The organism is Thermodesulfobacteriota bacterium, from assembly GCA_031082315.1.
GTDB lineage: Bacteria > Desulfobacterota > QYQD01 > QYQD01 > QYQD01 > QYQD01.
Map to the genome: position 1 here is coordinate 377,732 of JAVHLC010000001.1, position 24,769 is coordinate 402,500.

Here is a 24,769-nt window from a genome sequence, read left to right on the forward strand (position 1 = left end):
GGAGCGGTCAGCAGTCAGCTATCAGCGTTCAGCTTAAGATGTTGTTTATCTTATTTTTTTGCTGACGGCTGAAAGCTGATCGCTGAAAGCTTGAATCCGAAAACGATAGTTTTCGGATGAAAACTAAACCGTTACGAAAAAGGTATTATCGCCCATGCAGACCATCCCGTTAACTCTTGCTACTTCCGGCATGTCCCTGGCCCGGGATATCCTCCGCGAAGACGGCATAATCCTTTGCGGGAAAGGAACCGTGCTGTCTGAGGCCTTGATCGAACGATTAAAGAGATTGGGGGTTCAGACCATAACAGTGGAGGGACACCCCATTGCCGAGGAAGGTGAAAAGACGCAGGAAGAAGAATTGGCCGACCTTGAGGAAAGATTTCGCCCCAGGGCAGGCGACCCCCTCCTCATGCGCGTAAAGGAAATAATAAAGGATCTGATCGTAACTTCATGGCAATAGAGTGGGACGAGGAAAAAATTGCCGGGTTCAGGGAAAAACTCAGGCAGACAAAGGCCCTGCCAACCCTGCCGGGCATTGTCTCTAAGTTAACCCAGATGGTCGAAGACCCCTCGGTCTCTGCCGACCGGATCGGACGCGTTATCGCCAAGGATCAGATCCTGGCGGCAAAACTCCTTAAACTGGTCAATTCAGCATTCTACGGGTTTCCCGGGCGCATCTCTACGGTAAGCAGCGCCGTCATCCTTTTAGGATTTAATGTGGTGCGGAGCCTGGTGTTGAGCGCCTCTATTTTCGAGGCCATGGAAAAGACGGTGGTTGGTCTCTGGGAACATTCCCTGGGATGTGCGGCCATCGCTAATGTAATCGCCCGGCGGCTGAGTATTAACGATCCCGAGGAAATATCCACGGCAGCGCTTCTGCATGATATCGGCAAGGTGGTGATCAGGGAAAACCTGGCCGAAGAGGCCGCCGTCCTGGACGAGGCCATACTGGGCGAAAACATCTCTCTTTATGAGGCAGAGCAGCGAATACTTAAGATTAACCATACCCAGGTGGGACAAAGGCTCTGCCGGCATTGGAACCTTCCGGACAGGCTGGCCGAACCCATCGCTTACCACCACGAACCCAAAAAAAGCGCCAATCATTATGTGAGCACGGCTATCGTCCATGTAGCCGATGTCCTGGTCCGGGCCAGGGGTTTTGGTTTTGGCGGCGACAAATGGGTCCCGGCCCTGGATCATAATGCCTGGGCGGCCTTGACCCTCCGGGAAGATGATCTGCCCGGCCTCATAGCCGAGGCCGAGGAGGTTCTTGTGGAGCTAAGGGGGTTTAGCTTTGAGATTCAGAACTTAGGTGAAAAATGCCCGCCCGCCATCGAGTCCTAATAATAGGCAAGGGTGATAAACCCGGTAAAGAACAAGAATACCTTTTTGATGCCAAAGGGTATCAAATAATTTCCAGCCCCACCTTCAAGAAGGCCATGGATACCATCTTCAATGATCCTCCGGACCTAATCCTCGTCATGGCTGATATGCAGGATAAGGTGGAATTAGAGATGCTTCAGGCTGTAAAAGGGGGCATATACTGTGCCCATATACCATTTATTATCGCCCTTTCCAGAGAAGCTATATCCACAGGCATCGAATGGGAACAATATCCGGTCGATGATTTTATCAGCAAGCCTATTGATTATACAGAACTTTTTGCCAGGATGTCGCTGTGTTTCGAAAGGATGCAACGGGTCTTTGACAATAACCCTCTGACCAGATTGCCTGGCAATACCTCCATCTTAAAGACCATCCAGGCCGCCCTGGATGCGGGCGAAGAAGTGGCCATAGGCTATGTGGATATTGACAATTTCAAGCCGTATAATGACCGGTACGGCTTTTCGCGCGGGGATGAAGTAATACGTATGGTAGCCATGCTGCTTACCAACATCCTGCGCGAGACAGATACCCGCAAGGTCTTTGCGGGCCATGTGGGCGGAGATGATTTTAGCTTCATGGTGCCTTCAGACCGGGCAACACAGGTCTGTGAAAAGATTATATCCAGCTTTGATGCCCTGGTGAAAAATTTAGTGGACAAAGACGATCTCAAGAGGAATTGTTTTGTGGCCAGGGACAGGCAGGGGAACGAACAGCATTTCCCGCTGCCCAGCCTTTCTATAGCCGTTGTTTCCAATCATAATAACCGCTTTCGCCATTATGGTGAGGTGGCCGAGGCCGCCACACAGATTAAAAAGCACCTCAAATCCATGGAAGGCAGCAACTACCTTATCGACCGCCGTAAGCCGCCCGAATAGGCATTTTTTGCTGACCGCAACATTGTCCCATTAACGCCTATAAGGGGGGCAATGCCGTTTAATCGTTCTTTGCAGGTTTTAATCCTTCGAGCATGGGCTTCAATTCCGGCAAACGCTCTTGGGCAACCTTCCAGATGGTCTTCAGGTCAACCCCCATGTAGTCGTGGATGAGAACGTCCCGCATGCCAGCCATTTTACTCCAGGGAATATCGGGATGTTTTTTTCTAAATGATGTCGGAATGTGTTTGGCTGCTTCGCCGAGGACTTCGAGACACCTGATCACGGCGTTGACCGTCTTCTTGTCCGCTGCAAACATCTCGTAAGACATTCCGTGGGTGAACTCCCCGGCGTCGGCAATAGCAGTTACAATATCATCGAGGTAATCGGATATCTCCCGCCCTTTAGACATATTCGACCTCGGACAGGATACGTTTACCAATGGCCGGCTTGAGAGCGGACTCCATGACCAGATCAACTTTGATATTGAGCTGGCTTTCGAGATATTCACGTAGGTCCAAAAAGTCGAAGAGGTCGATATCACGGTTGAATGTGACGAGTATATCGATATCACTCCTCTTGCTCTGCTTCTCCCTAACATAGGAGCCAAACAAGCCGAGCCGCTGAACTCCGTAATGGGATTCCAGCTCAGGCTTGCGGTTTCTGATGATTCTTATTATTTCTTTCTTTCCCATGATCGCTTAACTGCAACATTATACGTTAAGGAGTGTGGTTACACGCACTTTCACTTTCGTCGTAAGATGATCCATTATTCTTTGTTGAATGAGATGAATCGGCACGGCATGATTATCAGTATGTGCCGTTAATCAGCCTTGATCAATATCCCCTTTTTATGTGGCCAATATAGGAGAATCTTTGTTGCATGTCAACGTGATTAGGATCAGATGTTTTTTACCGCCTGATTGTTGCTGCCTCATCGACCGCCGTAAGCCGTCCGAGTAGGCATTTTTTGCTGACCTCTCTCTCCAATTGTGAAACTCATACCACAGGCCTAAAAACACACCGTCCAAAAAGCCAAGACACTATGAACACCGCAATGTGTTGAGAAATAAGACGTGCACTCATGGAGGTGCAACGATGAAGTGCCGGGTTTTACGCTTGGCCAGGACTATTCTCCTTCCCAACGACGACGGGATTTACAAGATAGAGATAAGGGACGGCCTGCCGGTCTTTGTTGACGTGAAGGTTTACGAGAGGGTCGGGGACGAGGAGCTTTTCAGAAAATAGCCCGTAAGCTCCGGACGACCGTGGAGGGTGAATTCATCTGTTCGCCTTTTCCACATAGCATTACGTATACATATTGTTGCATTTTGCTACTTCCATGATAAGATGTAACCAAAGAATTCATAACCCGAAGTGACGGAGGTACTTTTTATGCCTATTCCGGTGAGAATATCAGACGAACTGGTCAGCGAAGCAAAAAAATATAGCCGCATCGACCACAGATCCATAACCGGCCAAATCGAACACTGGGCGAAAATCGGCAAGTGTGCCGAGGAAAACCCGGACCTGACCTACAGCCTTATCAAAGAGATCCTAATAGGAATAGAAGAATTGGAACAAGGTGACAAATCAGAATATGTATTCGGGCGATAGCAGATGAAAGTTTACCAGTCAAGGTCCTTCGAAAAAAGAGTCAAGCTATTTTCTGAAATCGAAAAGAGCATATTAGATCAGGAAATCGAAAAGATAATGCAAAATCCGTCTGTTGGAGAAGAAAAGACGGGCGATCTCCGTGGTGTTTATGTCCATAAATTCAGAATCAAGACGATTCAGTATCTGCTCTCGTACAGAATGATTGGTAATGATCTGGAATTGATTATGATTGGTCCTCACGAAAACTATTATCGAGAATTGAAAAACTATTTGAGAAGAAGATAACCGAGGCGAACAAATCATTTGACCGGACTCCGTACCAGCAAGAGGGATGCCCTGGTTAACGCCTGTGTGTCAAAACAGGAATGAGAAGCCATGAACAACTATACTACGACACTGATCTTGCTCTGTTTCAGTAATGTCTTTATGACCCTTGCCTGGTATGGCCACCTCAAAAGCCTGAACCAAAGATCATGGCTTATTGCCGTAGTTGTAAGTTGGGGGATCGCTTTTTTCGAATATCTCCTTCAGGTTCCCGCAAACCGAATTGGGCACCAAGTCATGACGGTCGGGCAGCTCAAGATTATGCAGGAGGTGGTTACGCTGACGGTTTTCGCGCCATTTTCTGTTCTTTATATGAGAGAGAAGCTATCCATGGACTACTTCTGGGCGGGTCTCTGTCTATTGGGAGCCGTATTCTTTATTTTTCGAAGCAAGATCATGGGCGCATAACGGGCGGGATGAAAGTTTCCGTGCCAAGTTTACTGGAGTTTCCTGAGTGGTTAGAGGTGTTTTCTCATAATACTGTAATCTTAATGATAAGTTTGCATTTATTAAGTGAACCCCTAGTCTCTTCGCTTCACGGCTTGCGCAGCGACCCTTTCGGGACTCGCAGGTGGGGAATGCTTGCCCCTTCCAGCCACTAAAGGGCTGGCCTTCCCCTTTCTGCTCGCCCTCGATTGGTACCCCGCTGCTCCAGCAAGTTTCGCTCAGAACCATAGGGCTCCCCTAAAAACTCAGGAAACTCCAGCTAGGTTTATTATGTTTTCCACAATTGACTTGACAGGCAGGGAATGTACAGCGTAAATTTGTAGCTATTAAAACCATTTTGTGGAGTAAAAAGAAGCGCCCATGAAAACAGAAGAGTTGAAGGACAAGATACGCGCCGCCGCAGTAAACAACCGCATAGCCTGCGCGGTAGCCTGTAAACTGGCTGAAGAGGCCGGTGTGTCACCCAAAGAAGTCGGCAGGCTCATAGACGAACTCAATATAAAGATTGTACAATGTCAACTGGGGTGTTTTTAGGTCATGGCCTTTCTGTTCGGCCCGGTTTCTTCCCGGCGACTTGGTCTTTCCCTGGGTATTGATTTACTTCCGCCCAAGATATGCACATTTGATTGCATCTATTGCGAGATTGGCCGGACTACGCTCCGTACCGCCAAGCGGAAGGAGTATGTCTCAACTTCCGAGGTGTTAAAAGAGGCTGAAAACTACTTACAGTCCGAAGCAGCAAAAATAGACTACGTGACGGTTACGGCCTCAGGGGAGCCGACCCTCCATAGTAAGATAGGAGACATAGTCTCCAGGCTGAAAGATGTATCACCTAAACCGGTGGCGGTAATAACCAACAGCTCTCTTCTCCATCTCCCGGAGGTAAGACAGGCGCTGCTTAAAGCGGATGTTGTCCTGCCTTCGCTGGATGCGGTAAGACCGGAGACCTTTCGGCGTATCAACCGGCCTGTCCGCTCCATCCGCATAGAACAGATTATCAGCGGACTTAAAGACCTCCGCCAGGAATATACGGGGCAGATCTGGCTGGAAATACTCTTTGTGCAGGGCATCAATGACCGCCCGGAAGAGGTAGAGGAACTGCGGAAGGCTCTCCAGGCCATTCAGCCGGACCGCATCCAATTGAACACCGTGGATAGACCGCCGGCTGAAAACTATGCCGCACCCTTAAGCAGCGCCCGGCTGGAGACCATCAGGGAAGTCTTGGGAGAAAGAGCGGAGGTTATTGTTGACTTTAAGCGCCGTATTCAACAGGGATTCCGCCCTCTTGTGGAAAGCGAAATACTGGCCATGCTGGCCAGAAGGCCCTGCACGGAAGAGGATATTTGCGGTTTGTTGAATGTCTCACCGGATGATATCTCAGCCGTTATGGAGTCTTTAATCAAGAAGCATCGGGCACAATGTAAGACATATGACCGGCGCGTCTTTTATATCATCCCTGAGCTTAACCTCGATTTAGGGAGGAAGCGCTTATGAGTGATAGGCTACACTTAGGAATAGATGTCGGGTCAGCCAGCGCAAATACGGTCATCATGAATGATGATAAAGAGGTTCTCCTGGAGGAATATACCCGGACCAAGGGACAACCTCTGGAAACGGTGGCCCGTGCATTAACAGGCGTGTTTTCCCGCTTTCCTGTGGAGGGCATAAAGACCGTTTCGTTTACCGGATCAGGTGGCGGCCTCCTGGCCAAACTGTTAGGAGCTAACTTTACCAATGAAATTATTGCCCAGGCCCGGGCCATATCCTTTTACCATCCGGAAGTACGAACGGTAATCGAGATGGGCGGCGAGGATTCCAAACTGATTCTCCTGAAGAACACGCCCGCCGGCATGGAAATAGAAGACTTTGCCATGAACACCCTTTGCGCGGCGGGTACAGGGTCTTTCCTGGATCAACAGGCCTCGCGGCTCGGCCTGTCTATTGAGGAGTTCAGCCGCCTCGCCCTGGAATCAAAGGCCCCACCGCGCATTGCCGGCCGTTGCAGTGTCTTTGCCAAATCCGATATGATACATCTGCAGCAGGAAGCCACGCCGGTGTACGACATTGTCGCCGGCCTCTGCTACGCTATGGCCCGTAACCTGAAGGGTAACATCGGCAAGGGCAAAAAATTTCATAAGCCTATCTCCTTTCAGGGTGGGGTGGCCGCGAATCTGGGCGTACGCCGGGCCTTTACGGACATCCTGGGACTTGAAAAAGGAGAGCTGATCATACCCCGGCATTTCCTCTCCATGGGTGCTGTGGGCGCCATCCTCCTGACACTGGAAGACCCGGCTTATGTACATAAATTCCAGGGCCTGGAACCTCTTCTCAGGTTTATAGGGGAGAGAAAAACGGATATCCGGTATCATAATCCGTTACACCTGGCCGACCCGGAACATAAGGTGCCCGCGGGACACATCTATAAGGATCCAAAAGTCCAGAAAATCAAGGCGTTTCTGGGAATAGATGTGGGGTCCATAAGCACCAATGTAGTAGTGATCGATGAAGAGAGGCGGGTTCTGGCCAAACGCTACCTCATGACGGCCGGCCGGCCGCTCGATGCCGTCAAGCGGGGTCTGAAGGAGATAGGAGAGGAGATCGGCAACCAGGTGGAGATTATCGGGGCCGGGACCACGGGATCCGGGCGCTATCTCACCGGCGACTTTGTCGGAGCGGACATCGTCGTCAATGAAATCACTGCCCAGGCCACGGCGGCCGCTGATATTGACCCACAGGTGGATACTATTTTTGAAATAGGCGGGCAGGATTCAAAATATATAAGCCTGCAGAACGGAGCCATCGTTGATTTCCAGATGAACAAGGTCTGTGCGGCGGGAACCGGCTCTTTTCTGGAAGAACAGGCCGAGCAATTGGGTATCTCCATCCGGAATGAATTTGGCAGGCTTGCCCTTGAATCCTCAACGCCCGTCCCCCTGGGGGAAAGATGTACCGTCTTTATGAAATCGGATATAGTGCATTATCAACAGGGGGGCGCCTCCAGGGCTGACCTGGTATCCGGGCTTTCCTACGCCATAGTACAAAATTACCTGAATAAAGTCGTAGAAGACAGGAAGATCGGCAAGCGCATCTTTTATCAGGGCGGAACCGCGGCCAACCTGGGCATTGTGGCCGCCTTTGAAGGTGTCCTGGACCGGGAGATTACCGTTCCTGAGCACCATGAGGTAACCGGGGCTATAGGCGTAGCCATCCTGGCCCAGAGGGAACGAACCTGGGAAAAAGGCCGATTCAAGGGCTTTATGCTGAGCGAACGAAACTATACGACAGATTCCTTTGAGTGTGCTGGCTGCCCGAACCACTGCGAGATCAAAAAGGTATCTATTGAAGGTGAACGTCCGCTATTCTACGGCAGCCGCTGCGAAAAATATGATGTGGACCAGCGGTCGGATAAAGGCGCGCACCTCCCGGACCTGTTTAAAGAGAGGGATGAATGGCTTTTTAAATCCGGCGAGGGAGTATCTAAGGCGGGTGAACGGGGCCGGGTGGGTATCCCGCGCACCCTCTATATGTATGAACTTTTTCCGTACTGGCAGGCCTTTTTTTCGGCCTTGGGCTTTACTGTAGTCCTGTCCGAACCCACACACAAACAGATGATACACAAAGGCCTGGAGCAGATTGTGTCTGAGACCTGTTACCCTATAAAGGTAGCCCACGGGCACGTCCTCAATCTTATAGAAAAAGGCGTTGATTTCCTCTTCTTGCCCAGCATTATAGAGATGAAACCGAAAGAAGACCCCTTTGACCATGGGTTTGTCTGCCCGTACAACCAGGCCCTGCCCTATATTATGCAATCGGCTATCGACTTTAGCAGGCAAAATATACGGGTCTTGCAGCCGGTATTGCGATTTGGACGGGAGAGCAAAGATGTTCGCCGGATATTGCGCAAGATGGTTGCCGATCTGGGGATTTCTCCTTTCGCAGTATCCCGGGCCTGTCGTGCGGCAGAAGAGGCCCAGGCCGAGTTCTACCGCCGCCTCGAAATGCGCGGGCGGGAAGTCCTCAATTCCCTTGCCCCCGATGAAAAGGCTGTAGTCATAATCGGGCGTCCTTATACGGCATACGATCCGGGGATTAATCTCAATATCGCGCGTAAACTGAAAAAGTTGGGAGTCCTGGCCATTCCCATGGATTTTCTTCCTACAGACGATATAGATGTGGAATCAGCCCGGTTTATGTACTGGCGATACGGACAAAGAATCCTTACTGCCGCGGAGTTAATTCGGGAAAACCCCAACCTTTTTGCCGTATGCCTGACCTATTTTGCCTGTGGTCCGGATTCCTTTATCCTTCCCTTCTTTAGGGAAAGACTGCGCGGCAAGCCGTATCTGGAAATAGAGATAGATGAACATAGCGCCGATGCCGGCGCGTTGACCCGCCTAGAGGCTTATCTGGACAGCCTGAAGTGCGTAAGACCCGAGCCTGCTAAAGAAGAGCCTTCTGTAATTCGAAAAGTCGGGCTGGAATGGCGGAAGATTTATCTTCCACCGATGGCCGACCATGCCTATGCCATAGCCGCTGCATTTGAGGCCTGCGGAGTAGAATCCGAGGTTTTACCGGAGTCTGACGAGGAGACCTTGCAGTTGGGGCGCAAATTAACCTCCAGCAAGGAATGTTATCCCTTCATACTCACCACCGGGGACATGGCAAAGATGGTGCAGCGCACGGGTTTTGACCCTGACCATTCGGCCTTTTTCATGCCATCCGGAAACGGCCCTTGCCGTTTTGGCCAGTATCATCGGTTTCACCGTATGATTTTGGACTCTCTGGGGTTTCCCCAGGTGCCCATTTTTGCGCCCAATCAAGACGAAAGCTTTTACGACCGGCTGGGCATGGTTGGCGGTAATTTCACCCGCCTGGGATGGCAAGGTATGGTCGCTGTTGACCTTTTAGAAAAGAAACTGCGGGAAACCCGGCCATACGAAAAGCGAAAGGGACAGGCTGGGGCGGTCTATCGACATGCGCTTGGTCAGGTCTGCCAGGCTATAAAGGAAAGAAAAAATCTCACTTCGGTCTTGCGTCAGGCGCGGAAGGATTTTGAGGGTGTGGCCTTAAATGGCTACAGAGAAAAGCCGGTTTTAGGCATTGTCGGTGAGATATACATACGTTCTAATAAATTTTCTAACGAAAATCTTGTGCAGCAGATCGAGGCCTTGGGCGGTGAGGCCTGGCTGCCGACCATAAGCGAATGGATTCTTTATATTAATTTTACAGCCAAGAGAAAGAGCCGCCGTGAGCAGGGGCTCAAGCAATTTTTACGGTTGGCCATGGAAGAACGCTTCCAGCTCAAGGATGAACACACCCTTTGCGCGGTGTTTGACGGGGCCCTGCGGAATTCTCCGGAACCGAGCATACCGGATATCCTGTCTTACGCCCAGCCGTATATTGATTCTTCCTTTGAAGGCGAGGCCGTACTCAGCGTGGGCAAGGCCCATGACTATTTGAAGAAAAATGTCAGCGGAATAGTAAACGTCATGCCCTTTACCTGCATGCCGGGCACTATAGTCAGCACTATCTTAAAACGGTTCCGGGAGCAGAATAACAACATTCCTTTCTTAAGTATCTCCTACGACGGACAGGAGTCGACCAATACCCGCACCCGGTTAGAGGCCTTTATGTACCAGGTCAACCATTACAAGGCCAGGACCATGGCCTCATAATAAAAGAAAGACTTAAAAGGCGTACGCATGTCAAGGAAACCAGGAAAAAAGCTGATTATAAATGCAGAGGCCAGTGAGGAATGCCGGATAGCTTTAGTAGAAGACGGTAAGCTGGAGGCCTTTCATATCGAGACCATCGGCCATGAGGTTACCAGGGGCAACATATATAAGAGCAAGGTGGTATCCATTGAGCCCAGCCTCCAGGCGGCTTTTATAGATTACGGCGGAGAAAAAAACGGTTTCTTGTCCCTATCGGAGATCCATCCCGAATATTACGGGGTAGAGACGCCGGGTGAAAAGGGTGAAAAACTACGCATTCAAGACCTGATCGAAAAAGGGCAGGAGATGCTGGTGCAGGTGGTCAAGGAGGCGGCCGGGCAAAAAGGGGCGGCATTGACAACTTACCTATCCCTTCCCGGACGGTATTTGGTGCTCTTGCCCGGCAGTAGCAGCGCCGGGGTATCCCGTAAGATAGAAGACGAAGAACAGCGCAAAAAACTTAAGGAAATTATGAAGGATTTTGAGCTGCCGGAAGGTATTGGTTTTATCGTGCGTACAGCGAGCCTGGAAACCACCAAGAGGGAGCTGTCTAAAGATCTGCAATATCTCCTGCGCTTATGGAAAGACATAAAAGACAAAGGACAAACTCTGCCTGCCCCTGCCCTTATTTACAAGGAAGAGTATCTTATTATCCGGTCGTTACGTGATTATTTTTCTTCAGATACATGCGAGATACTGGTTGATGATAAGGAATCATTTGACCGGATACGTGATTTCATGCGCATCATCTCGCCGAGGCATTACCCGCTGGTAAAACTCTATAAGGATCCGGGGCCTATCTTTTCTCGTTATAATTTGGAGGCCCAGATTGAGAAGATATATGAATCCAAGGTAAACCTCCCGTCCGGTGGCTCGATAGTCGTAAATCCCACCGAGGCCTTGGTTGCTATTGATGTAAACTCGAGTCGCTCCGTGCGGGAAAAGGAACCGGAAGAAACGGCCTTTAAGACTAATATGGAGGCGGCAGAAGAGATTGCCAGGCAGCTCCGCCTAAGGGATCTGGGCGGTTTAATAGTTGTTGATTTTATAGATATGCGGCAGGCAACACATCAACGCGCTTTAGAAAAAGGGTTTCGCGATAGTCTGAAGAAGGATAAGGCTAAAATCGAGATCGGCAAGATATCCAAGTTCGGCCTCCTGGAATTAACGCGCCAGAAGATTCGCTCACCTATAATCATGGGCAGCTACAAAACATGCAGCCACTGCCAGGGGCGCGGTATAGTGCGTTCTGTTGAGGCCCAGGCCATAGCTGTCCTGCGCCGTATTCAGGCCGGCCTGAGTCGTGGCGATGTGAGTGGGGTTCAGGTCCGCGTCCCTGTAGATGTGGCCGCCTACCTGTTAAATAGAAAGCGCGGGGAACTTTTTCATCTGGAAACCCGGCGTGGCATGGGCATTAACATTGATGGTCAGGCCGATCTCTTGCCCGGAGAAGCCCATATAGAATTCAGCAAAACGCCCACTTGATGAACTTGTAAAAAGGAAAAATTACCGCAGAGGTCGCAGAAAACGCGGAGATAACATATTGAATAGTCTATATTTTTTCTCTGCGGACTCCGCGTACTCAGCGGTGAAAAAGCTTTTTAACAAGCCGTCACACTTAATCATACAATAATTGTTCTCTTCACAACATCCACAACCTCTTCGGCCGTATCCACGACCTTGAAAACCTTCAGGTCTTCGGGGGTGATCATGCAATCAACGCACATACGCTTATCCAGCCAACTTATGAGGCCTTTCCAATAAGAACTGTCCACCAAAATCACCGGAAACGGCCTGATGCGATTGGTCTGAATCAGGGTCAAGGCCTCAAAGAACTCATCCAGGGTGCCAAATCCACCCGGCAGACAGACGAAGGCCACTGCATATTTTACAAACATCACCTTACGGATGAAGAAATATTTGAAGTTTAATCTTATGTTGGCATAGGGATTCGGTTTCTGCTCGTAGGGGAGTTGTATATTTAGTCCAACCGATTTGCCTCCAGCCTCTGCGGCCCCCTTGTTAGCCGCCTCCATCACTCCGGGCCCCCCGCCGGTAAGCACGGAAAAACCGCTTTCAACCAGAAGACGGGCTATATTCTCGGCCATATTATAAGTCTGACTACCTGGAGTTACGCGGGCCGAACCAAAAACAGAAACGCCGGGATAGGTCTCGGCCAGGGTTTCAAACCCATCCACGAACTCAGCCATAATGCGAAACATTCGCCATGAGTCTTTAATCGTGAAGGAATCGATAACATACTGTTTCTCGCTAAGACTTATTTTCATACTTTGCTTCCACCTAGGTATATATTGCAAAAAGGACAGGCCTTACGCCGCTTCTTATTTATGCTTTTTTGCGGCTTATGTCAATTTTTACGACACGGTCACCCTGTTCTTTTACTTCGTCCCCACGAAACCAAAAGTGGGGTGATGGATTAATCTGTTATAATACGTTTCGCTAAAATCAATTCTTTTCTTGAATAAATATATTCATCGTAGCAATTACTTCCGAAAGCAATTATCATATAATTAATGACTATTGGTGCATGCAATCTGAACTAAATGCTAAAAGACAAATCTTTTGTCATATGTGAAAATCGCCGGAATCACCCAAGGCTGGCTGTAGAAGTCTGCCGGAGATGCCATAAGGCGGGGAAATGCCATATATATCAAGGGTGGCTCCAGCCGGGTCTTTTTCAGGGTTGGACAGGAAAGAAGAAGTAAGGAAAAAACTTGTTTTTATGCAGGTCATGGTTTAGAATAAATAAAATCTTGCAATATGGAGTGCGTCAGCCTATGGCCAAGGTAGTAAGCATCAAAAATAAAAGAGTAGTTAAAAAGGGGCGGGGCAGGCGGCTTGTGGCCATTAAAGAAGAACTCCTGCGTTTTCACGGCATTGATCTTGACCATCTCCTGGCCTCCGAACCGGCAAAGGCCCTTACGGTCGATGAATATGAGGACTTTGCGGAGCGCATCCTGGAAGTTGTCGACGAATTTTGTGAGGAGCATCCCCATCTGACCATACATGATATTTTTTATACCCTGGAAAATGTCAAGGATATCATTAAAGACAATTGCGAAGAAAATGAGGCACAATAACCACTTTTAACCTCCCCGAATATATTATTTGATCCCCGCCTCAAAAGGAATAGGCGCAATGCCGAACTCCTCATAGAAGGTGCTGTCGTTTCCAACATTTCCTTCCAGCAACATAGTAATCTGATCCCGTGTCAGGGGGAAAGCCCGCAGACCTTCCAGGAAGTAGGCTGTAGTTTTTACCAGCCAGACCGGCACGTGCGCTTTTATAATCTTCTTACCCAAGCTCCGGGCCATCATATCCAGGATGTCATTAAATGTGAACCGATCCCGCCCCGGTAATTGAAACACCCTCCCGATAGTTTTTTCCTCTTTAAGGGACAGTGTAAAGGCCCGGGCCACCGTGTGGACATCTACGGGTTGTATCTGATAGCGACCATCGCCGACTACCGGAACCAAAGGCGTCTTTATCATCATCTGCTTGAATAGATTGACGAAATTATCGTTCGGGCCGAAAATGACGGAAGGTTGAAATATGGTAAAATCAAGGCCGCTCCGGCGGACATATTCCTCAGCCTTATATTTGGTTTGATGGTAGCGTGAGCGGGCATTGGGACGCGTGCCCAGGGAACTCATGTGGATATAGCGCTTGATGCCGTTGGTCCGTGTAGCGTTCACAATTTGAACAGTAGCCTGATAATGCATCCTTTCAAAGGTGATGCCCTTACGGGGAAACTCCCGGATGATCCCGATTAGATGGATTACCGCCTGGCAGTCCTCTATCCCCTCAGCCAGCCGGCTTTCCCCGTCAAATATGCCGCCCGGCCAAAGCTCAACATCGTGCCTTCTGGCTAATTTTTTCTCCGAACCCGGCCGTATCAGGCAGCGCACCCGGTATCCATTGTCCAGCAGGGCATTCACCAGATGATTGCCCACAAAGCCCGTTCCGCCGGTCAGGAATACCTTCATTTTTTCCTTAATAGACACCAGCTTTCGGAGGTCCCGGTCATATTCCGCGTAAATACGCCTCAATTTGTGCCTGCAAAGCTGAAGGGATTTTGAGCATCCGGAGTTATCCAGAAGCGTGATAACATCACAAGTAGCACGCTACACAGAAAAGAAGTAAGCGTTTAGAAAAAGCTTGTCAAGGATATTTTAAATGGAATATAAATATGTTGCGCTAAGTGAAGAGGCGAGAAAGCTGAACAGTAGTTTTGGTGGGCAAAGCCCACCCTACACGGCTTTGCGTAACCTTGCGAACCTTGCGGTGAGGCGAATTTGCTTTACTATCCTTAATGTGACCAGTATAATGGTTAAAATTTGTTTAAATATAACCAACAGGATGGTCACTTATGCTTAATAACGTCAATGTGCTTGAAATACTGAGCAAATGGAACTCCTGGGACAGGACCTCTGTCGAGTCCGGGGTTCCAAGGCAAATAACCGGAGAAATCTCCGACTATCTGGATAGTCCGGAAGTCATTGTTCTTAAGGGGGTAAGACGGTCGGGAAAATCCACCATAATGTTCCAGGTCATGAATGCCCTGATGGCAAGGGGCATTTCATCCAAAAGCATCCTCTATATCAATTTCGAGGAGCCGTTTTTTGCGGAGCACAGGCGGCCGGACGTCTTTGAGCGGCTTTTCAATGCCTACAGGGAAGAGATAAACCCCACCGGGCGCGTTTATGTGTTTCTCGATGAAGTCCAGGAAATCCCTATGTGGGAAAAGTGGGTCAGGACTAAGGCAGATCTCAAGGAGGCCAAAATCTTTGTCACAGGCTCATCCTCAAAACTGCTCGGGACTGAATTCTCGACCCTGCTCACGGGAAGAAATATCTCCTTTACCGTATTTCCTTTGGCCTTCAGGGAATTCTTAAGTTTCAAGGGGTTTGATGATTTTTCGGACCCGGTCAGGCTCCTCAAGCACAAACCCCTCGTCAAAAATCTGCTCAGGGAATATATGCAGTTCGGCGGATTTCCGGAAGTGGTGTTAAGAGACCGGCCTGAGGCGAAGGAGAAGCTGCTCAAGCAGTATTTTGAAGACATACTGTATAAGGATGTGGTCTGGCGGTATCAGATCAGAGATGTCGCTACCCTTAAAAATATCGCCCTGCTCTGCATGGCCAACATCTCAAATCTCTTTTCTTACAATAAAATCAAGAACGCTTTGGGTGTGCCTCTTGATGTCGTACGTAGCTATTCCGGCTATATGGGAGAAGCGTACCTGATAAAGGAGGTGCTCAAACACTCTTTCAAGGTCAAAGAACAACTCAGAAACCCCAAGAAAATCTACGCCGTTGATATGGGATTGAGAAATGCAGTTTCCTATAGATTTTCGGAAGACCTGGGCCGAATAGCAGAGAACATCGTGGCCGTCGAACTGATGAGACAGGAAAGGGATATCTATTACTACAAGAACAAGGGCGAAGTTGATTTTCTGGTCAGAAAGGGGATAGGCATAGAAACACTCTTACAGGTGTGCATGACCGGTGGAGAAAACGAGGAGACCCTTCAGAGGGAACTGGATGCGATGAAGGAAGGCATGGAAAACCTGGAGACAAAGACGGGAATTCTTATCACGGAAGACCTGGAGAAAGAGTTCCTTTTTGGAAAAAAGCGAGTCACTGCGATTCCGCTCTGGAAATGGCTTCTTCGCTGATCCGAAAGGCAGCGCACCGTCAGGGAGACTATACCTCCTTGACGGATATGTTGAAGACGAAAGACTCAGAAAGAACTAGGCGTTTAGAAAAGGCTTGTCAAGGATATTTTAAATGGAATATAAATAAGTTGCGCCAAGCGAGGAGACCCCAAAGGGGGTTCCTCCAACTCGCAGAGATATACAGAAACCGTAGAATAACTTGTTAACTCTTTGAGAAAGTGAGTTCAAGAGTGTTCAGAAAGAGTCACATTCTAACAATTATAATTGGCCTCACCAAGGTAGCTATAACAATAGTAATTTTCAATGTAGCTCAAAGTAATTTTGAGACAATTGTCTATGCTCTTCTAGTTTTTATATATTCAGAAATTCAGAAAAATTGGTGCCATTCAAGGATAGAAATAAATTCATCTTCTTATGATTTATATGGAAAGTTTAGGTTATTATGTGGAACGCAGACAGAAGTTAATGAATCAGATTCAATACAGCAGGTAATGCATGCAATGATCACATATATATTTGTAATCATAACGAGACTTATTTGCCTCTTTTATTTCATCAAAACTATTTTTGAAATACGTTAAGCACAGAAATGGGAAGTAAATTTCAAGGGCTAACAAGCAAATCCAGTGGACACGGAATAAACTCGTTTTGGTTTTACAGCGTTCGGTTGCCCGTGCCACTGATTTAAATCGTTAGAGGGGCAGACACATGTATGATAGTGAGTCAGCTCGGTTCTGGGGAAAACAGAAACCACCGGTGTACCTCCAGCTTTTCTGGCACGACGAGCCCGGTTGGATAGATCTCGTCCAAGACCATCACTATCCAGAGCTGTGGGTGCTACACGATCACTTGGCCGCCAATTCACCCGCTACTGGTCGGTACGACGAAACCCCCTTTGAGCTTGCTCGGAGCCTTGACGATTTCGGCTACCGGAAGTGGCACAAGGGGCAGTATTCAGACAAGTACGCCGACCTGACGGCGCAATGGGTGGGCGATGACAGTTCGGTGCATGCGGAACAGGACGACATTCTCACGCGCTTGTCCCCGCAATTTCCAAGCGAACCGGGAAACTACCTCTACTTCCTCATATCTCGTAGAAGCGGTGTCGATCGCGTCGTTTACGTCGGGAAGGCAGACGGTCCGAAGGGCATGCGCGATCGCTTCCTCCGAAACGACCACACTGGCTATCATGGCGACTGCAGGAGTACCACCACAAACGGATCCGACAAGACTCTGTTTCTGAGGATTCGACTCAAATCCGCCGAGCTTCGCCGCCGGGGAGTCGAGCGGGTGAATTGGACTGAGTTGACCGAGAGCGTATCCAAAACAGAGAAGGCGTTGCGACGGTACAAGCTGGCCTGTATCGAGAAAGCGGTTGGCGTCAAGCTGGCGAGGGATCCTGTCAATTCTTGCTAGCGAGAAACAATGTGGCCAGTTATGTAAATATGCTTTTTTTGTTTTGTTTGGTGAATACGTCAAGGACTACGTCTCCTTGAACCAGTTCGCCGCATAGGAGAAGATGCATGAGCAAGGTGAGGAAAACAACCATAGAAGTCAAGGGAACCGCTATTACTGTTCTCAACTTCGTTACTGACGACTATATTTCCCTGACGGATATCGCCAAACACAAAGAGCCGGATCGCTCGGATCATGTTATCCAAAACTGGATGAGAAACCGCCATACCATTGAGTTTTTAGGCGTATGGGAGCGGTTGAATAATATCGAATTTAAACCCCTCGAATTCGAGGGGTTTAGAAAAAAGTTTGGTTTCAACCCACGGCGCCTGCGCTGAAACAAATCAAGGGATAACCTTTTCACGCACGAGGGGCTGGTTAAAGAAAGAAGGCAATGAGTCGGTTACAACATGTAACCGACTGAAAATGGAAGCTGCAGGCGGTAAGACTAACAAAAGGGAGTGGACATATTTTGGACGCAAGTAAGCTGATAGAAAAGATCAAATCTCATCCAAAAATTGCGGACGCGGGAATGATCCTGTGCCATAATGGCCTGGTGCGCGCGACTTCGCGCGGGGGACAGAAAGTCTCAGCCGTGGAAGTAAAAGTAGATCAACAAAGACTGGCAAAGGTCTTGCAGGAGATAAAGAAACAGCCCGGCATAGTTGAATTTTTGGCAGAGGTAAGGGAAGGCCGGTTTTCTGTCGGCGATGACCTGATGATCCTGGTCATCGCCGGTGATTTTCGGGAAAACGTGATTGCAGCTATGACGGAGGCGATAAATTTTATTAAAAAGAATGTGGTAACGAAAAAGGAGATCTTCGCTGCATGAACCCCGCGGGCCTAAACCTAATTTTTCTCTAAGACAGCTTTTCGTTGATTAGCCCGGCCACTTTCTCCCCGGAAAGAAGCATCCCGCCAAAAATAGGACCCATGCGGTAAGAGCCAAAGGTGGCATTGGCAGCCATGCCCGTCACAAATACCCCCGGAAAGGCTTCCTTTGTATTTTTCAGTGTATTTTCCTCGGCGATATCTGCCCACATGGATTTTTCGCCGATAACACGACCGGTTTCCGTAAGCAGATTAGCCCCCACCTTTCGCTCGATAACCTTCATGACCTCGGTGGCATGTCCGGTAGCGTCCACCACATACTGCGCCCGTATAGCCAGGGGATCGACGTGAAGGCCGGCCATATCCACGGCCGTCCAATTTATTACCAGCCCGCACACCCTGTTTTCGCGTACCATAACATCTTCCACGGTTATACAGTTAAAGACCCGGGCTCCGGCCTGGCAGGCGCGAGAGCAGAGCGTGGTGACCGCTTCCACGGCATCTGCCGTGTAATAGCCGTCTTCATAATCTGCCGTTCTAATTCCCAGCTCGTCTAAAATGCGTTTTCCTTCCTTCTGCACGACTATCTCGTTAAAAAGCATGCCACCGCCCCACATGCCTCCGCCTATACTCAATTTGCGCTCGAATATGGCGACCTTCCTTCCGGCCTTGGCCAGGCGATAAGCCGCAAGCATTCCGGACGGCCCGGCGCCCACTATGGCTACATCTAATTCCATACAAGAAGAGAATTTTTCAAAGTACCGGTTTAATATAGCCTTGCTGATAACAATTTCATCTAACGGCATGTTACTTCCTCCAAAAAGGCAAAATCAACCCCAGAATAAGTTGGTCTAAATTATGTACTGGCCGGACAGCTTCTTTATAAAGAAACCGCAGAGTTACTTAACAGGATTCATCAGTCGTGTCAAATTTAATTTGGCAATATTCCCCGGAGTTAGGTATAAATAAGTTAGTGTTCATCCGGAAACTACCGTTTCCGAATTCACGCTTACAGCGATCAGCTTTCAGCCGTCAGCAAAAATCTAAGATAAACAACATATTAAGCTGAATGCTGATAGCTGAGTACCGACTGCTCCATCCAGAAAACCGGGGTTTTCGGATGGGAACTAGTGTAGTGTTACAGTAATATTTTTACAAGCATGGAGATTCATGCTATTGAAGACTATCTTTGCGTAACTAACGCAAATCCCAAGCCATTCGTTTGGGCTAAAAACGTTGACGCCATTTTGAAAAAGGCCGCTCATTGTAAAGCCGTTACTGTAACATTACACTAGTTGCCAGTTAGATTAGAGAGGAGGAAGAGATGTCGGAAAACCCAAAACTGTTTAAAAAGTGCCCTGGTTGTTCAAAGAGCGGGTCAGAAGATATTGGCGATTTAATGCCACAATGGCGGCATGTTAAGGACCGGATTAAGATTATTCTGTGGCCATTGGCAGCGGCGCTTTTTATTGTGGCCGGCTGGGCCGGTTGGACAGCTTATACCGGTCACAGTAATGCCGAGGCCCTGGCTATGTATGAAAAGGCTATAAGGCAAAGACCAGATCAAATGACCCCGGCATTGGAGAAGCTGGCGAGAGAATACCCGGATACGAAAGCCGGCCTGCTGGCATGGCTGGAAATCGGCAATATTTATTACAGAGAGGGTAAGTTAGACCGGGCGATAAGGGCTTATGAAAGCTCTCTGGAGGGGTTGCCGGAAGACCACGCCCTGCGTCCCGTTATTTCGCTCTCCCTGGGGTATTGCTTTAAAATGAAAAGAGATTACCCCGCTGCCCTTCGATATTTTGGCATGGCCGCTACGCCTGACGGAGATCTGACAGGATTAGCCAACCTTTCTCTAGGTCGTACCTACAGGATGATGGGTGACTCAGCCCGTGCTGTCGATGCTTATAAAAAGGTCTTGTCCATGGATGGCTTTAAGAATCCCTATCGGCCACTGGCGGAGTGGGAAATAGCCCAGCTGACCGGGCCAAAAGTATCGCCTGATAGCTAAGGAAATACCTTGACTTTTCAAAGTTAGAACGATTATATTTCAATTGAAAGGGTCGATAAAAGAAAGGTTCAAAAGATGGGCGCTGAGGACTTTGGCCGGTTAGAAGAGCGGGTTGAAAAACTGCTCGCTGCTTATAATGATTTAAAAATGGAGAAGGCAGAATTACAGGGCATTCAAGGGAGATTGGAAGAAGAATTAAAAAGGCTTCAAAGCGAAAAAGAGCGGTTGCAGTCTGAGCGGGATGAGGTATGTGCGAGGATAAACTCGTTATTAGGCAAGCTAGAGGAGATCGACGTTTCTGTATAGATTTGTATTTGCCCTGTGGTAGGTTGAGTGACTAGGATAATCACGGTTGAGATACTTGGTCAGGAGTTTCAGTTTAGAGTTGCCCCTCAGCGTGAGGATGCAGAGGACATCGTGAATTATTTAAAGGCCAAGGTTGAAGAGGTACAGGCCAGGGTTAAAAATATATCTGACCACAAAATAATTATGCTGGCCGCCCTGGATATAGCCAGCGATTATTATCAGATTAAGAAGGAGTTCGAAGATTATCGCGGCGTTATGACCGAGAAGTCAAAGAGGCTGATAGAGGTAATCGATACACAAACTTAATGGAAGTTCCCCCTGCGATGTTGGTGACTAGTGGTATTTTTGAGCCAACATTGTCGGCCTAGGGAGTCGCCATGGATCCGGAGGGCACGGCTCTGCTTACAAGCGGAGAAAGCCTGAAAGAGTACAGCGACGCCCACTTAAGAGACTAGGTTCGATAAATCTACTAGCACGGCATTGGGGCGGGGGGATTTAGCAATATCCCGCAAGGGTTTACATATAAACCAAGTTAAAAGATGATAACGGGTGACTGTACAAGGAAAGAAGGCTGGATTTGTCAGGGCTGCTTGATGGTATCCAGTATTGTTTTTTGGTTAATGGTCTTGAGTTTTAAAAGGCGCGCGAGTATGGCTAACAATAGTGGTTGAGATCAAATTAATAAGATGTACTCTTAAAAGGGTTAAGCCTTGACCTGTGCTTTCCTGACCTGAAACATTAACGACCGATCCTCTTTCCATCTTCTCTCCTTTATACCCGTCATCTTGCTTATCTATGTGTAATAATCGCTTTATCTTGCGGCTGAACCGGTATCACTAAATTTAATCAGCAAAGGGGGTGCTTGGCATTTGAGCACTACACTGGTAATTGTATCTTTCGTTATATTGGCTGCCTGTCTGGGGGCCGTTCTGGGCTTTTTAATCCGTAAAAAAGTAGTAGAAGCCAAGCTGGAATCCGCCGAGAGATTGGCTGAAAGGATTATTGAGGAGGCCAAAAAGAAGGGCGAGACCGAACGCCGGGAGGCCACTCTACAGGCTAGAGATGAACTTTACCAAACGAAGCTGGAACTGGAAAAAGAGGCTAAGGAAAGAAAGGCCGAGCTGCAGCTTATAGAAAAACGCCTGGCGCAAAAGGAGGAAAACTTTGATAATAAGCTCGCCCTCATGGATCAAAAAGAACTGGATAACATGCGGAGGGAAAAGGAGCTACAACGTCAGGAAAAGCTGATCGCCGAAAAGGCACAAGAGTATCACGTATTGATGGAGGAAGAAAGACGACAGCTTGAAAGGATATCCGGGCTTTCTACAGAAGAGGCCAAGGGACTTTTTCTCCAGCAGGTTGAAGAAGAGGCGCGGACGGATGCGGCCAAGTTGTTGAAAAAAATAGAGAACGATACCAAAGAAACCGCGGATAAAAAGGCAAAAGAGATAATTTCCCTGGCGGTTGCGCGCTATGCCGGAGATTATGTCGCTGAAAAGACGGTTTCTGTGGTGAATTTGCCTAATGAGGAGATGAAGGGGCGAATTATCGGGCGTGAAGGGCGTAATATCAGGGCCATTGAGGCCGCTACCGGCGTGGATTTGATCATTGATGATACGCCGGAGGCGGTTATCCTGTCCGGATTCAATCCCGTTCGGCGTGAAGTGGCCAGGATAGCCCTGGAGAGATTAATAGCAGATGGACGGATACACCCGGCCCGGATAGAGGAAGTTGTGGAAAAAGTGGGCCAGGAGGTGGAGGTGTCCATAAAAGAGGCCGGAGAGCAGGCCACCTTTGATGTCGGGGTGCATGGCTTCCATCCGGAGTTGGTTAAGCTTATCGGTAAGCTCAAATATCGAACCAGCTACGGGCAGAACATGTTGCAACACTCGTTGGAGGTTGCTTTTTTGTGCGGTATTATGGCTGCTGAACTGGGATTGAACATCAAGAGGGCCAAGAGGGTTGGCTTATTACATGACATAGGTAAGGCCGTGGATCACGAGATAGAGGGACCCCATGCCTTGATCGGCGCTGACCTGGCTAAAAAGCATGGCGAGTCCGGTCAGGTTGTAAACGCTATTGCGGCCCACCATGAAGACGTTCCTCCGGAGAGTGTTCTGGCTGTCCTGGTTCAGGCGGCCGACGCCTTGTCCGGGGCCAGGCCCGGCGCCAGGAAGGAAACCCTGGAAAGCTATGTTCAGCGGCTGACTGACCTGGAGAGGATTGCAAATTCTTGTCCCGGTGTTAATAAGTCTTTTGCCATACAGGCCGGCCGGGAAGTGCGAATTATTGTGGATAGCGGGGCGGTTTCAGATGCCGCTGCCGTCTTAATGTGCCGGGATATTGCTAAAAAGATAGAATCTGAGATGACGTATCCGGGACAGATCAAGGTAACCGTCATAAGGGAAACCAGGGCTGTAGAATATGCCAAGTAAGATCAGGGTCTTATTTATTGGAGACATCATAGGCAGCCCCGGCCGCAATGGTGTGCGTCATCTCGTACCGGAGATAGTCGGGAGTTACGGCATAGATCTGGTTATAGCTAACGGCGAGAATGCGGCCGGAGGCATCGGGATAACGCCGCAGGTGGCGGATGAGCTTTTGGGTAATGGGATACATGTATTGACTTCGGGCAACCATGTCTGGGCCAAAAAGGAGATATCGGGATATTTGTCAGGAAGTGAGCGACTGCTGCGACCCGCTAATTATCCTCCTGGCCTGCCTGGGCGAGGCGGTACGGTGATCCGTACGCGGGGAGGATATCCCATCGGCGTTCTTAACCTTCAGGGACGGGTATATATGGGTAACCTGGATTGTCCTTTTCGCGTGGCAGAAAAGGAGATTGAAACACTAAAGAAAGAAGTCAAGATCGTAATATTAGATTTTCATGCCGAGGCCACTTCAGAAAAAGTGGCTCTGGGATGGTTTCTGGACGGCCGGATAAGCGCTGTCTTAGGCACGCATACCCATATACAGACGGCTGATGAGAGGATATTGCCTCAGGGGACTGCCTATATAACCGATGTCGGCATGACCGGCTCTGTGGATTCGGTTATAGGCATGAAGAAGGAAATAGCCATCGAGCGATTTCTTACTCAGGTACCCCGTAAGCTGGAGGTGGCTAAGAAGGATATACAATTGCAGGGGGTTGTTTTAGAGATAGACAAGGAATCGGGCGGCTGTACGCGAATAGAAAGGGTACGGGCCGGGCTTGAAAAAGAAGGGGCGAGGGATTAGATTAATGAGCGCCAGGGATATCGAGTCCGCTGTTGCCGGTATCAGGCGGGGAGCGGTTGAGATTATACAAGAGGATGAGCTGCGGCGTAAGTTACTGGAGTCGGAGAAAACAGGTGTCCCCCTGAAGGTCAAGGCCGGTTTTGACCCGACGGCGCCGGACTTACACCTGGGCCATACCGTACTGATACAGAAGATGAAGCACTTTCAGGACCTAGGCCATGAGATTTTCTTTCTAATTGGTGATTATACCGGAATGATCGGCGATCCTTCGGGTAAGTCAGAGACCCGAAAGGCCTTGACCCGTGAAGAGGTGGCCGCTAATGCGGAAACCTATAAAGAACAAATATTCAAGATACTGGACCCGGAAAAGACGAAGATAGTTTTCAATAGCGCGTGGATGGAAAAACTGTCCGCCATGCAGCTCATTGAGCTGGCTGCACAATATACCGTAGCACGGATGTTGGAGCGAGAGGATTTCCACAAACGTTTTGTGACCCAGAAGCCCATTAGTATCCATGAGTTCCTATATCCATTGATGCAAGGATACGACTCTGTTGCCTTAAGGGCCGATGTAGAGATCGGGGGAACCGATCAGAAATTTAACCTGCTGGTAGGGCGCGAGCTGCAAAGGCTATACGGGCAAGATCCCCAGGTAGTTATAACCATGCCGCTTTTAGAGGGGCTGGACGGTGTGAACAAAATGAGCAAGTCTCTTAACAACTATATAGGTATCACTGAGTCGTCTAAAGAGATGTTCGGTAAGATCATGTCTGTCTCAGATGAACTAATGTTTCGTTATTATGAGTTGTTGAGCGATGTTGCTGCCTTGGAAGTAGATCAGTTGAAGGAAAAAATGGTTTCGGGTGAG

Annotated in this window: 27 protein-coding genes and 1 other RNA gene (1 of these 28 only partly in view); 23 read left to right on the top strand and 5 right to left on the bottom strand. The window is 48.9% G+C overall.

Going from position 1 to position 24,769, the window contains the following annotated elements:
- Positions 1-154: 154 nt before the first annotated feature.
- From RDU59_01745 to RDU59_01755, 3 genes are read left to right on the top strand one after another with little or no spacing between them, the layout of a single operon-like run.
- On the top strand, positions 155-460 hold the full coding sequence (locus tag RDU59_01745) for a hypothetical protein (protein ID MDQ7837199.1): 306 nt from the start codon (positions 155-157) through the stop codon (positions 458-460).
- Entirely contained in the window at positions 451-1,344 is an 894-nt protein-coding gene (locus RDU59_01750) for an HDOD domain-containing protein (GenBank protein MDQ7837200.1), read from the top strand. The genes RDU59_01745 and RDU59_01750 overlap by 10 nt, the downstream gene beginning before the upstream one ends.
- Entirely contained in the window at positions 1,320-2,261 is a 942-nt protein-coding gene (locus RDU59_01755; protein MDQ7837201.1) for a diguanylate cyclase, read from the top strand. The genes RDU59_01750 and RDU59_01755 overlap by 25 nt, the downstream gene beginning before the upstream one ends.
- 58 nt (positions 2,262-2,319) lie before the next feature.
- Here RDU59_01755 and RDU59_01760 read toward each other — a convergent pair whose 3' ends face one another.
- Both RDU59_01760 and RDU59_01765 read right to left on the bottom strand, forming a co-directional pair.
- Positions 2,320-2,670 (bottom strand): DUF86 domain-containing protein, encoded by a 351-nt coding sequence (locus RDU59_01760; protein ID MDQ7837202.1) that lies wholly within the window; start codon positions 2,668-2,670, stop codon positions 2,320-2,322.
- Complete coding sequence (locus tag RDU59_01765) at positions 2,663-2,953, bottom strand: nucleotidyltransferase family protein (GenBank protein ID MDQ7837203.1); 291 nt, start codon at positions 2,951-2,953, stop codon at positions 2,663-2,665. The genes RDU59_01760 and RDU59_01765 overlap by 8 nt, the downstream gene beginning before the upstream one ends.
- A gap of 403 nt (positions 2,954-3,356) precedes the next feature.
- Between RDU59_01765 and RDU59_01770 the strand changes: the two genes are divergently transcribed.
- The 8 genes from RDU59_01770 (at position 3,357) to RDU59_01805 (ending at position 11,845) form a co-directional block, all read left to right on the top strand.
- Complete coding sequence (locus RDU59_01770; GenBank protein MDQ7837204.1) at positions 3,357-3,506, top strand: hypothetical protein; 150 nt, start codon at positions 3,357-3,359, stop codon at positions 3,504-3,506.
- Positions 3,507-3,653: 147 nt separating this feature from the next.
- Positions 3,654-3,875 (top strand): hypothetical protein, encoded by a 222-nt coding sequence (locus tag RDU59_01775; protein ID MDQ7837205.1) that lies wholly within the window; start codon positions 3,654-3,656, stop codon positions 3,873-3,875.
- Positions 3,876-3,878: 3 nt separating this feature from the next.
- Positions 3,879-4,160, top strand: a complete 282-nt coding sequence (locus tag RDU59_01780; GenBank protein MDQ7837206.1) for a type II toxin-antitoxin system RelE/ParE family toxin — start codon at positions 3,879-3,881, stop codon at positions 4,158-4,160.
- A gap of 90 nt (positions 4,161-4,250) precedes the next feature.
- The gene (locus tag RDU59_01785) at positions 4,251-4,607 is read left to right on the top strand and encodes a DMT family protein (GenBank protein ID MDQ7837207.1); all 357 of its coding nucleotides are present in this window, start codon (positions 4,251-4,253) and stop codon (positions 4,605-4,607) included.
- 399 nt (positions 4,608-5,006) lie between these two features.
- A complete protein-coding gene (locus RDU59_01790; protein ID MDQ7837208.1) occupies positions 5,007-5,180 on the top strand; it encodes a hypothetical protein in 174 nt (57 codons plus the stop codon).
- 3 nt (positions 5,181-5,183) lie between these two features.
- Positions 5,184-6,140 carry a radical SAM protein gene (locus tag RDU59_01795; GenBank protein MDQ7837209.1) on the top strand — a complete coding sequence of 319 codons (957 nt, stop codon included), beginning with the start codon at positions 5,184-5,186 and terminating at the stop codon, positions 6,138-6,140.
- Positions 6,137-10,321 carry an acyl-CoA dehydratase activase gene (locus RDU59_01800; GenBank protein MDQ7837210.1) on the top strand — a complete coding sequence of 1,395 codons (4,185 nt, stop codon included), beginning with the start codon at positions 6,137-6,139 and terminating at the stop codon, positions 10,319-10,321. Before RDU59_01795 ends, RDU59_01800 begins: the two co-directional genes overlap by 4 nt.
- Before the next feature lie 27 nt (positions 10,322-10,348).
- Positions 10,349-11,845 (top strand): Rne/Rng family ribonuclease, encoded by a 1,497-nt coding sequence (locus RDU59_01805; protein ID MDQ7837211.1) that lies wholly within the window; start codon positions 10,349-10,351, stop codon positions 11,843-11,845.
- Positions 11,846-11,982: 137 nt separating this feature from the next.
- Here the strand turns inward: RDU59_01805 and RDU59_01810 are convergent, their stop codons facing one another.
- The gene (locus RDU59_01810) at positions 11,983-12,648 is read right to left on the bottom strand and encodes a TIGR00730 family Rossman fold protein (protein ID MDQ7837212.1); all 666 of its coding nucleotides are present in this window, start codon (positions 12,646-12,648) and stop codon (positions 11,983-11,985) included.
- 510 nt (positions 12,649-13,158) lie between these two features.
- Between RDU59_01810 and RDU59_01815 the strand changes: the two genes are divergently transcribed.
- Positions 13,159-13,461 (top strand): hypothetical protein, encoded by a 303-nt coding sequence (locus RDU59_01815; GenBank protein ID MDQ7837213.1) that lies wholly within the window; start codon positions 13,159-13,161, stop codon positions 13,459-13,461.
- 24 nt (positions 13,462-13,485) lie between these two features.
- On the opposite strand, the gene RDU59_01820 is transcribed toward RDU59_01815, so the two are convergent.
- Positions 13,486-14,430, bottom strand: a complete 945-nt coding sequence (locus tag RDU59_01820; protein ID MDQ7837214.1) for a complex I NDUFA9 subunit family protein — start codon at positions 14,428-14,430, stop codon at positions 13,486-13,488.
- Between the two features lie 320 nt (positions 14,431-14,750).
- Here RDU59_01820 and RDU59_01825 point away from each other — a divergent pair, with 320 nt between their 5' ends.
- From RDU59_01825 to RDU59_01840, 4 genes are all read left to right on the top strand, one after another.
- Positions 14,751-16,058, top strand: coding sequence for an ATP-binding protein (locus RDU59_01825; GenBank protein MDQ7837215.1), 1,308 nt, complete (start codon positions 14,751-14,753; stop codon positions 16,056-16,058).
- Positions 16,059-16,766: 708 nt separating this feature from the next.
- On the top strand, positions 16,767-17,474 hold the full coding sequence (locus RDU59_01830; GenBank protein MDQ7837216.1) for a hypothetical protein: 708 nt from the start codon (positions 16,767-16,769) through the stop codon (positions 17,472-17,474).
- Positions 17,475-17,581: 107 nt separating this feature from the next.
- Positions 17,582-17,851 (top strand): KilA-N domain-containing protein, encoded by a 270-nt coding sequence (locus RDU59_01835; GenBank protein ID MDQ7837217.1) that lies wholly within the window; start codon positions 17,582-17,584, stop codon positions 17,849-17,851.
- Between the two features lie 134 nt (positions 17,852-17,985).
- The gene (locus RDU59_01840) at positions 17,986-18,345 is read left to right on the top strand and encodes a molybdenum cofactor biosynthesis protein MoaE (GenBank protein ID MDQ7837218.1); all 360 of its coding nucleotides are present in this window, start codon (positions 17,986-17,988) and stop codon (positions 18,343-18,345) included.
- Positions 18,346-18,373: 28 nt separating this feature from the next.
- Here RDU59_01840 and RDU59_01845 read toward each other — a convergent pair whose 3' ends face one another.
- Positions 18,374-19,150: a sulfide-dependent adenosine diphosphate thiazole synthase gene (locus RDU59_01845; GenBank protein MDQ7837219.1), complete on the bottom strand. Its 777-nt coding sequence runs from the start codon at positions 19,148-19,150 to the stop codon at positions 18,374-18,376.
- Positions 19,151-19,668: 518 nt separating this feature from the next.
- Here RDU59_01845 and RDU59_01850 point away from each other — a divergent pair.
- From RDU59_01850 to tyrS, 7 genes are all read left to right on the top strand, one after another.
- Entirely contained in the window at positions 19,669-20,358 is a 690-nt protein-coding gene (locus RDU59_01850; protein ID MDQ7837220.1) for a tetratricopeptide repeat protein, read from the top strand.
- Positions 20,359-20,433: 75 nt separating this feature from the next.
- Positions 20,434-20,664, top strand: coding sequence for a cell division protein ZapB (locus tag RDU59_01855; protein MDQ7837221.1), 231 nt, complete (start codon positions 20,434-20,436; stop codon positions 20,662-20,664).
- A gap of 27 nt (positions 20,665-20,691) precedes the next feature.
- A complete protein-coding gene (locus RDU59_01860) occupies positions 20,692-20,970 on the top strand; it encodes a cell division protein ZapA (GenBank protein ID MDQ7837222.1) in 279 nt (92 codons plus the stop codon).
- A 6-nt stretch (positions 20,971-20,976) separates the two neighbouring features.
- Positions 20,977-21,160, top strand: a non-coding RNA gene (gene ssrS / locus RDU59_01865) — 6S RNA.
- Positions 21,161-21,533: 373 nt separating this feature from the next.
- Complete coding sequence (rny, locus tag RDU59_01870) at positions 21,534-23,099, top strand: ribonuclease Y (GenBank protein ID MDQ7837223.1); 1,566 nt, start codon at positions 21,534-21,536, stop codon at positions 23,097-23,099.
- Positions 23,089-23,901, top strand: coding sequence for a TIGR00282 family metallophosphoesterase (locus RDU59_01875; protein MDQ7837224.1), 813 nt, complete (start codon positions 23,089-23,091; stop codon positions 23,899-23,901). Before rny ends, RDU59_01875 begins: the two co-directional genes overlap by 11 nt.
- A 4-nt stretch (positions 23,902-23,905) precedes the next feature.
- Positions 23,906-24,769, top strand: partial view of a tyrosine--tRNA ligase gene (tyrS, locus tag RDU59_01880; protein ID MDQ7837225.1) — the 5' portion only. Its footprint extends 360 nt past the window's final position; the window shows 864 of its 1,224 coding nt (coding positions 1-864); it begins with the start codon at positions 23,906-23,908; its stop codon lies off the right edge, out of view.